Origin of the sequence: Shewanella sp. 10N.286.52.C2 (assembly GCF_002874545.1) — a bacterium.
Taxonomy (GTDB): Bacteria; Pseudomonadota; Gammaproteobacteria; order Enterobacterales; family Shewanellaceae; genus Shewanella.
The window spans coordinates 108,026-117,729 of sequence record NZ_MCTV01000013.1 but is presented as its reverse complement, the minus strand read 5'-3'; the positions used below and the strand labels follow the sequence as shown (position 1 = coordinate 117,729).

Genomic DNA, 9,704 nt, shown 5'->3' with positions numbered 1-9,704 from the left:
ATAGTGAACCAATTAATTAAATCGATAGATATTTTGGATAAATAGTTTAGGTAAAAATGATGATCACCACCGCGAATATTGCTGAGATTAGAAAGCAAGTAAAGCAATGGCATATGCAAGGTGAAACCGTTGCGTTTGTGCCAACCATGGGCAATTTACACCAAGGTCACATTAGATTAGTTACTGAAGCGCTTAAAAGAGCCGATCATGTGGTGGTGTCTATTTTTGTTAATCCAATGCAGTTTGGACAACATGAAGATTTAGCAGCTTATCCGCGCACCCTAGCAGATGATCAGAATGCACTGATTAATGCGGGTGCAGAGTTACTATTCACACCGACACCAGAGATTATTTACCCTAAAGGCTTAGAGAATCAGACCTTTGTTGAAGTACCTAAAATAGGCGAAGAGTTTTGCGGCGCCAGTCGTCCCGGACACTTCCGCGGTGTGGCAACCATAGTTTGTAAACTATTTAATATTGTTCAAGCGGATATCGCCCTATTTGGTCGTAAAGATTATCAACAGTTGATGGTCATCACCGCCATGGTTGAAGACTTATCTCTGCCTATCGACATCATCGGCATCGACACTGTTCGAGAAGCATCAGGGCTCGCTATGAGCTCTAGAAATGGCTATTTATCTGCCCAGCAAAAAATCCAAGCCACAAGCATAAAGAAGGTAATGGATTATGTTGCCGCTCAAGTGACCGCTGGAGAAACCATTGAGCTAGCCATTGAAGTAGCTAAACAACAGCTCATTGATGCAGGTTTTAAAATGGACTTTTTAGCGGTAAGAAACGCAGCGACTTTAGCCCCAGTGACAGCTGAAGATAACCATTTTGTTATACTTGTCGCGGCCTATCTGGGCAATACTCGCCTAATCGACAATCTAACTTTTAGTCGTTAAACCATTGGCTTGTTCGTTAGTAAGACTTAGAAGAGAATTCACTAAGTCTTACTAGTCTAATTGCTGACTCTGATTATGATTATGATTTTTAATCCAAATAGATAGTTATTTTGAAATTCGCTTTACTGCCCTTTTTAGCCAATATTCGCCTAATCGACAACCTGAGTTTTAGCCGTTAAGTCATTCGCTAGTTGGCTTGTTCGATAGTAATACTTAGAAGAGGATTCACTAAGCCTTACGATCGTAATTGCTAAATCAGAAACATATCATCACTTTGTAATACTTATTACTGAATTTTGGCGAAAACCTCACCGAATCAATAACCTTACTTTTAGTCGTTAAGCCATTCGCCATTGACAGTGTAAGACTTAACCCACTGTCCACTAAGTATTACAAATTTATAGTGATTTTTTACTATTACATTATAAAACCAGCGTCAAAAAACTGGCATTCTCACCAAAATTAAGCCATAGTTAAAAAGTATGCTAAAGCATTACAGCAATAACCGACTATAATAATTAACAACCAGCGGAACTCAATGGATATTGAGCCTCCAAGCGGTAACCTTCTGATATAAACCCAACACCTAAGTTGATACGATATCGGTTAGACAAAAGGATCTGTGGCCGCATGCCAAGTAGACTATTACAAACATTCATTTTGCTAGCGTTGATTGCAAGCCCTATCGCATCAGCCAATGGCATTTATAAGTGCATGAAAGATGAACGCGTCGTCTTTAGTCAAACTGTCTGCCCGAAAGAGTATCGTCAGCACAAAATCGAATTTCAATTAGGGATCACTACCGAAATCGACTCTGATAAAGTTGTCCTTAAAGAAGACCCGCTCAAAGCCCTACTGAAGAAAAAAACCATTTCAAAAGAGAAGTTAATTCAGCTGCTTGATAGTGAAGTGTATCGATTGAAGCAAGAAAACAGCTACTTCGAAATTCTGCGCGCCAGTGAAATCCAAAAACTTGATCGTAATCGCTATTGGCATAAAAAAGAAAAAGATGACCCTGATTACATTAAAGATTTGAAAGAAATCAATTCACGCTTTGACGAGCTTATGAGCAATAATCGTCAAGTTATCATCGTATTAACTGATCATAAAAAGAAAATCATCGAAGAAAGTGATGCGCCAACATCACTGGCACAAAAAGAAGGCTAGCCGCGACTAAAAGTGATTTTTAGTCGCTTTCATTTTAGCTAAGTACTGATTATCGACCTCACCAGCTAGCCTCAACTTAAACAGCCAGTATCAACTTAAACACTAGGCCAAACTCAATATTCTTGAGAAGCAAAGCCAGTTACTCCAGCCGCTAATCTGGCTTAAATACTCCGATCATATTGCCATTGGCTTTTTCAGCCACTTTAGCTTCCGTTTGTTGCTCTCGGTAATCACAATCAGTACATTCCACAGTTTCAATACCATTTTCTTTGAATAATACGATACTGTCTTGGGCGTGACATTTAGGACATTTTGCTCCTGCAACGAAGCGCTTTTTAATTTTTGGCATAATGTTGTTATTTTTCTAATGTAATTGTGCAATTCCTGTGACGCTATTTTGCCATGATTTCAGCCAAAGCGTCTCACTATTTCACAGAAATAAAATGTCATTCAGCATTGGGATACGTTATTATCACTGCACTTTACGTATTCACTCCAATCAAGTTGCTATTCATGATCAACATCAGCCAAGCTCAGCTCATTCGCGGAACTAAAACCTTACTCGATGATGCCAACCTTACCGTTTACCCGGGCCATAAAGTGGGACTGGTCGGGGCCAATGGAACCGGAAAATCAACCCTGTTAGCGTTGATTTTGGGGCAGTTACAACTTGACAAGGGTGAGTTTAGCCTTCCTGCTGGTTGGCAAATAGCCACTGTAGCCCAAGAAACGCCTGCGCTAGAGGTGTCTGCACTGGAATATGTGCTTGATGGTGATAGTGAATTTCGAGAGCTTGAAGTTCAATTAAACAAAGCTCAAGATGAAGATGACGGCCATAAAATTGCCCTCATCCACGGTAAAATTGATGCGATTGGCGGCTATGCGATTAAATCTCGCGCCGGCTCATTGTTGGCAGGCCTAGGCTTTAGCGAAGCGGAGCAAAGCAATCCTGTAAAGAGCTTTTCAGGTGGTTGGCGAATGCGACTCAACCTTGCTCAAGCACTGTTGTGCCGCTCAGACTTACTGCTGCTGGATGAGCCCACCAACCATTTAGATTTAGACACCATGTACTGGCTAGAAGGCTGGATTAAGGCCTATCAAGGTACCCTGATCTTAATCAGCCATGACCGCGATTTTATTGATGGTATCGTGGATGAAATTGTTCACGTTGAACATACTAAGCTTAATTACTACAAAGGCAACTACAGCTCCTTTGAGCGGATCCGCGCCGAACGTATGGCGCAGCAGCAAGTGGCCTATGAGCGTCAACAAAAAGAACGGGCACATATGCAGAGCTTTGTTGACCGCTTCCGCTACAAAGCCAGTAAAGCTAAACAAGCCCAAAGCCGCTTAAAAGCGCTGGAGAAAATGGCTAACTTACTGCCATCCCATGCAGACAGTCCATTTCACATGGCATTTCGTGAGCCTGAAGCCTTGCCTAACCCATTAGTGACTATGGAGAAAGTCTCTATTGGCTATGATGATAAAACCATCCTTAGCGAAGTGGAGCTTAACTTAGTACCAGGTGCACGTATTGGCTTGCTGGGCCGAAATGGCGCGGGTAAATCAACCTTAATTAAGTTGCTATCGGGTCAATTACAACCCAAAACGGGTAGATACCAACCTAATCCAGGAATGAATATTGGTTATTTTGCTCAGCATCAAATTGAATTTTTAAGTCTTGATGATACCCCGTTACAGCACATGGTGCGATTAGCGCCTAACGCAAAAGAGCTAGAACTTAGAAACTTTCTCGGCGGTTTTGGTTTTAATGGCGATATGGCACTTGCCCCCGTTAGACCGTTCTCTGGTGGCGAAAAAGCGCGCTTAGTGTTGGCGCTATTAGTTTGGCAGCGTCCTAACGTACTGTTACTCGATGAGCCCACCAACCACTTGGATTTAGAAATGCGTCACGCATTGACCATGGCGCTGCAAACATTTGAAGGTGCGATGGTGATTGTGTCACATGATCGACATCTTTTACGTTTAAGCTGTAGCGATTACTACTTAGTAGACCAAGGCGCTGTTAAACCATTCCAAGGTGATTTAGATGACTATCATCAATGGTTATTAGATGCGGCTAAAGCGGCTCAGTCCAATAGCAGTAAAGATAGCTCGGCAACTCCAAGTATTGATAAAAAGCAGCAAAAACGCATTGAAGCAGAGCTAAGACAAAAAGTATCGCCACTGCGTAAAAAACAAATAAAATTAGAAACTGAGCAACAAAAAATCACTGCCAGATTAGCAGAATTAGAAATAGAGTTAGCTGATGGTTCACTTTATGAAGCTGAAAATAAAGCTAAAATGACCAAAGTACTCAATGAAAGAACCACGCTCACCCAATCAATGGACGAAAGTGAAATGAACTGGTTTGAGCTACAAGAAGAAATTGAAATCATCGAACAAGAGTTTGGTATCGGTTAATTCATAATGCAGATAACAAGGGATAGGATCAGTGCAGCAGTTTAATTCATTACTATGGCGAGAATGTGAAAGCCAATACGCTATTGAACCTAAGCGCTACATCAGCCTTCAGGATGCTTACCAAGTGAATGTTAACATGCTGCTACTGGCGCAATACCTTGATAAAAAAGGCTATCTACTGCCCTTAGTCCAATGGCAAGCGTTAGCGGCTACCATAAACGATTGGGACACCAAGGTCGTTAACCCTTATCGCACCTTGCGCCGTTTAGCGAAAGAGCATATTAAAGCTAATGAATATCAGCAGATGCTCGACATTGAGTTAATGCTGGAACGTAAATCCCAGCAAATGCTACTAACAAAACTCAACACTGTTACCCCAGAGATTAAAGCGAATCAGCATTGCGCAAATGAAAATACCGATAACTACTTATCATTATTCGGGATTAACCATGATGATTTTAAAAATTTACACGCAATTTAATACCGCTGCAGACTAACAAAATCACATAGCATTAAACCTTAACTGACGGCTTTAAACGCTCTGCCAATAAGGTCGCATTTCGGGCTACAATCGCGTAAATCGATAGCTGCGGATTAGCACCTAAACTAGTTGGAAACATGGAGCCATCCATAACTGACAAGTTTTCAAAATAATGGGAGCTCCCCTCACTATTGACCATCGATAGGGTTTTATCTTCTCCCATAGCGCAACCGCCCATTACATGGGCAGAGGCTACAATGGTTTTTAATAAACCAATATCCATAGTGGCAATGGTTTGCTTGGCTTGTTGCCAGTTAAGCTGCTTGCCAACACCATCATTAATGGGCAACACGGCATTAGCACCTGCAGCAAATTGCAGCTCTGCCATAGTGGCAAACGCCCTTCTCGCCGCATCCCAAAAAGGTTTTTGTAGCGGATAATCTAACGCAAAGCCGGTATCAGTTAAGCGTACTTGCCCACCTGGAGACTGAGCCGAATAGCCATCACGCACTAAGGCAATCATCACCTGTAAATTGTTAAACTGGGTCATTAACTCGGCATGACTACGACCATAACCAATGGTTTTTGATGCGATTAATACTGGATGGATCGGGGGCACTTCTAATTTATAACCCAGCTCTCCAGCAGCGCCATCACGCCATACAAATTCATCGGAATATATCGATTGCGGCGCGCCGCTATGGCCATCAATTTGCTTATCAAAAATGCTGCCTGATAACAAAGTAGGATGAAGAAAAGTTTTACCTAAAAGCTGATAAGGATCTGGGGTATTAGCACGCATTAAAATCGTCGGCGTATGAAGAGCACCCGCACTAAGAATATAGTGCTTCGCCTTAAAAGTCAGAGTCGCGCCATGGCCTGAAGCAAGAGGCGCTCTGGCGGTTAAACCAGTCACTTTATCGGCTTTATGCTGTAGATCAGTAATTTTAGCGTTTGATATTAACTGAGCGCCTTGCTTTAAGGCACTCGGTATGGTGGTGACCAGCATAGACTGCTTAGCGTTGACCGGGCACCCCATACCGCAATAACCTGTATTCCAGCAACCTTTAACATTACGTTTGATCACCGTATATTCCCAACCGAGTTTTTCACAGCCTTCTTTTAAGGCCGCATTATTACGGTTAGGTTGAAATTGCCACTCGCTGATATTTAGCCGCGTTTCCATTTTTTCAAACCATGGCAATAAGCTTTCTGACGATAGGCCTTTAACTGACTTTTCTTGGGCCCAAAATGCTAAGGCTTGCTCAGGTGTACGAATTGAGGTGGTCCAATTAACCGTCGTTGAGCCGCCCACACTGCGACCTTGAAAAATACCAATACCTTTGTCAGCGGTTTTCATCGCTGCTGCTTGCTGATATAGATCAGGGTAAGCACGGCGCTCTTCCATATTAAAATCACTGGACGATTTAAGTGGTCCAGCTTCAACCATGATGACCTTAAGACCCGCTTGAGTGAGGATTTCAGCTGCCGTTCCGCCCCCCGCGCCCGTGCCGACAATCACTACGTCTGCTTCAAAATGCTGATCGTTTTCAAGTTTACTCGCATCAATATGTTGCCAGCCGGCTTTTAAACCTTCTGTAATGGGGTCAATAATATTAGCGGCCACGTCTCACTCCTAAACACGGTTTACATCAAAGAAAATTAGGCGGTCAAAAAAGTGGGTTTAGCGTAATGTAACCGTCCCCAATGCTCTGGGCAGGCATAATAACTGGATAGCACTAATTCCCGTAAGCCAAGATAGGCAGTTTGCAGCATTTGCAGAAAATGATGGCGCCACTCTTCTAGCATCAACACTAACTCATCAGCAGAGCGAAGCATCAATGGCGTCAGGCTACTCGTTAGCAGCAATAAACCCATCCGGCTCTCAAGTAGATTTAATAGCTGATTAATCTCGCTTTTTTGATCATCAGGCAGCACACTGATGGTTTGATTAATCGCGACTATGGTACGATTAATAAAGGCTTCGCGATAATTAGCAACTTCTGGCAAAGTGCCATCCATAAAAATAGGGATTAGCACATTAAAAAGTAAACGATGATTTTCATCAGGATGATCGGTAATGTCTGGGGTGTATAAACTCACACCCAAGGCCAGCGCAGCGGTACCGGTAAAGGCGCCAGCCAAAAAGGTTCTTCGTTTCATAGTTATCCCTTGCTGCAAACATCTGTGATAAAGTGGTCGCTAACAACATTTAAACATACGTTTGAACATTCACAAACTATTGCACTATACATACCCTTATGAAAAAGATTTTCACTCCACCATGGTGGGCAGTAAGTCCTCATATTCAAACGATTTTACCTGTTTTATTTAAGGTGGCCAAACCAGACACCCACAGACAGCGCCAAGAGCTGACTGACGGTGATTTTATTGATTTGGATTGGTTAGGCAAGCCGCAAAATGGCCAGCCAATTTTAGTGATCCTCCATGGACTTGAAGGCAGTAGTGAATCACACTACGTCAGGCGTATGCTACAAACCGCCCAAAACCATGGCTTATGCGCTGTTGTCCATCATCACCGTAGTTGCTCAGGCGAGCCAAATCGGTTAGCCAGAAGTTACCATAGTGGCGACACCGAAGATATTCACTTTACCCTAACTCAGTTACATCAGCAGTACCCAGAATCACCACTGTATGCCGTCGGCTACAGCCTAGGCGGCAATGTACTGGCAAAATATCAAGGTGAACAAGGCGAGCAAAGCTTGCTAGAAAAAACCATAATTGTTTCAGCGCCTTTGTGGCTCGCAGCCTGTGCTAAAAAATTAGAAAAGGGCTTTTCAAAAGTTTATCAGCAGCATTTAATAAAGCAACTGCAAGCCAAAATGCACAGCAAAGTACTGCAAAGCAATTTGGTTGAGAAAATGCCCGTCACTGAAGCGCAAATTCAGCAATTAAGCACCTTTTATTTATTCGATGATAAAGTGACGGCTCCTTTACACGGTTTTGCTGACGTTAATGATTACTACCAAAGAGCCAGTGGTAAGCCTTTTTTAAAAAATGTCAGCAAGTCGACCTTAGTTATCCATGCTCAAGACGATCCTTTCATGACCGATGATGTCATTCCTGCGGCAGTAGAATTATCAGAACATGTGGAATACGAGTTACACCCTAAGGGCGGCCATGTTGGCTTTATCAGCGGCGGCGTTCCTTGGAAGCCACGTTTTTACCTTGAATCAAGAATTATCCATTTTTTAAAGAGCTAATTATGCTTATTCCTTATGATGCCTTGCTACAACTGCCACCAGCAACATTAGACAATTTAATTAAAGAGTACTTGTTTACCCAAATTGAAGATGGCTCTTTTGGCCAAACCGATGACGCTCAGTTACAAAATGCCATAAATCAATGTAAACAAGCTTTAAAACAAGGCGAACTCATCGTTGAATTTAGCGAAGAAGATGAATCCATTGCCATTAGACAAAAACAGCAGATCATTCATCCAAACAGTGATGACAAAGAGCCATTCTTTTAATGCAAGATTGACCTAACCCGTTTCAAGCCGTATAAATAGAGTCTGTTTTTCTTCAGGTTGAAACATGTGAATGTGAATGACTAACGGATTATAAAATACTGAATTGTCATCATAATTAACTTCTTCACGTTTGATCTAGGTAGGATAAATGTCTATTAAACACCCCATTATTGCTGTTACTGGCTCATCTGGCGCAGGCACAACAACAACGACCACAGCATTTACTCATATCTTCCGCCAGCTGGGCATTAATGCAGCGTTTATTGAAGGGGATAGTTTCCATAACTTCACCCGTGCAGAGATGGAAGTATTAATTCGAAAATCACAGGCTGAAAATAACAACCTCAGTTACTTTGGCCCTGAAGCCAATAATTTCGTCAAACTTGAAGAGTGCTTTAAAAGCTATGCCGAAACAGGCCAAGGCCAAACCCGTAGCTACTTACATACTTTTGATGAAGCGGTGCCATTTAACCAAATGCCCGGCACATTTACCCAGTGGCACCCATTACCTGAAAAAACCGATATGCTGTATTACGAGGGTTTGCATGGCGGCGTCGTCACTGAAGATGCTGATGTTGCCAAGCACGTAGATTTATTGATTGGTATGGTGCCCATTGTCAATTTAGAGTGGATTCAAAAAATTATTCGCGATACCTCAGACAGAGGCCATAGCCGTGAAAAAGTCATGGGCTCGATTGTGCGCAGTATGGATGATTATATTAAGCATATGACGCCACAATTTTCTCGCACCCATATCAACTTTCAACGAGTTCCTACAGTTGATACCTCCAATCCATTTAGCGCTAAAGACATCCCCAGCTTAGACGAAAGTTTTGTGGTGATCCGCTTTAGAGATATTGACAATGTTGATTTTCCTTATTACTTAAGAATGATTGACGGCTCGTTTATGTCACGCATCAATACTTTAGTCGTGCCTGGTGGCAAGATGTCATTAGCAATGGAGTTAATATTAACCCCACTGATTAAAGATATTATGCAGAAAAAAGCAGCTGCCGATGAAGTACAACAGCTCGATGATGCTAGCCCAGCAGAATAAGCAACGACTAATACAAGTAATACAAGTAAACTTGGCAGGTTAAGCTTAATTTAAGCCTAAACCATTATCATTCTCGCTGTCGGGACTTCAGGCGAAAGAACGATAGTTGATGTGCTCTTGGGTGTTAATTCCCCCTTATTTATCTGTTAGCGCACTTGGGCATATCAGCAAACCTGC

At 42.4% G+C, this 9,704-nt stretch carries 10 protein-coding genes; 7 read left to right on the top strand and 3 right to left on the bottom strand.

Annotation, left to right across the window (positions count from 1 at the left end):
- Window positions 1-59: 59 nt before the first annotated feature.
- Together panC and BCU94_RS06445 are read left to right on the top strand one after the other, a co-directional pair.
- On the top strand, window positions 60-905 hold the full coding sequence (gene panC / locus BCU94_RS06450; protein ID WP_102475920.1) for a pantoate--beta-alanine ligase: 846 nt from the start codon (window positions 60-62) through the stop codon (window positions 903-905).
- Window positions 906-1,535: 630 nt separating this feature from the next.
- Window positions 1,536-2,072, top strand: coding sequence for a DUF4124 domain-containing protein (locus BCU94_RS06445; protein WP_102475919.1), 537 nt, complete (start codon window positions 1,536-1,538; stop codon window positions 2,070-2,072).
- A gap of 151 nt (window positions 2,073-2,223) precedes the next feature.
- On the opposite strand, the gene BCU94_RS06440 is transcribed toward BCU94_RS06445, so the two are convergent.
- A complete protein-coding gene (locus BCU94_RS06440; protein ID WP_198589351.1) occupies window positions 2,224-2,421 on the bottom strand; it encodes a YheV family putative zinc ribbon protein in 198 nt (65 codons plus the stop codon).
- A 164-nt stretch (window positions 2,422-2,585) separates the two neighbouring features.
- On the opposite strand from BCU94_RS06440, the gene BCU94_RS06435 reads away from it, so the two are divergent.
- On the top strand, window positions 2,586-4,496 hold the full coding sequence (locus tag BCU94_RS06435; protein WP_102439909.1) for an ABC transporter ATP-binding protein: 1,911 nt from the start codon (window positions 2,586-2,588) through the stop codon (window positions 4,494-4,496).
- A gap of 31 nt (window positions 4,497-4,527) precedes the next feature.
- Complete coding sequence (locus tag BCU94_RS06430; RefSeq protein ID WP_241901101.1) at window positions 4,528-4,977, top strand: TIGR02444 family protein; 450 nt, start codon at window positions 4,528-4,530, stop codon at window positions 4,975-4,977.
- A 31-nt stretch (window positions 4,978-5,008) separates the two neighbouring features.
- Here BCU94_RS06430 and BCU94_RS06425 read toward each other — a convergent pair whose 3' ends face one another.
- Together BCU94_RS06425 and BCU94_RS06420 are read right to left on the bottom strand one after the other, a co-directional pair.
- Entirely contained in the window at window positions 5,009-6,604 is a 1,596-nt protein-coding gene (locus tag BCU94_RS06425) for a GMC family oxidoreductase (protein ID WP_102475918.1), read from the bottom strand.
- A gap of 35 nt (window positions 6,605-6,639) precedes the next feature.
- Window positions 6,640-7,140, bottom strand: coding sequence for a TAT leader-containing periplasmic protein (locus BCU94_RS06420; protein WP_102439912.1), 501 nt, complete (start codon window positions 7,138-7,140; stop codon window positions 6,640-6,642).
- Between the two features lie 98 nt (window positions 7,141-7,238).
- Between BCU94_RS06420 and BCU94_RS06415 the strand changes: the two genes are divergently transcribed.
- From BCU94_RS06415 to BCU94_RS06405, 3 genes are all read left to right on the top strand, one after another.
- Entirely contained in the window at window positions 7,239-8,201 is a 963-nt protein-coding gene (locus BCU94_RS06415) for a hydrolase (RefSeq protein WP_102439913.1), read from the top strand.
- Window positions 8,202-8,203: 2 nt separating this feature from the next.
- On the top strand, window positions 8,204-8,470 hold the full coding sequence (locus BCU94_RS06410) for a YheU family protein (RefSeq protein WP_102439914.1): 267 nt from the start codon (window positions 8,204-8,206) through the stop codon (window positions 8,468-8,470).
- 148 nt (window positions 8,471-8,618) lie between these two features.
- The gene (locus BCU94_RS06405; RefSeq protein ID WP_102475917.1) at window positions 8,619-9,527 is read left to right on the top strand and encodes a phosphoribulokinase; all 909 of its coding nucleotides are present in this window, start codon (window positions 8,619-8,621) and stop codon (window positions 9,525-9,527) included.
- Window positions 9,528-9,704 lie beyond the last annotated feature (177 nt).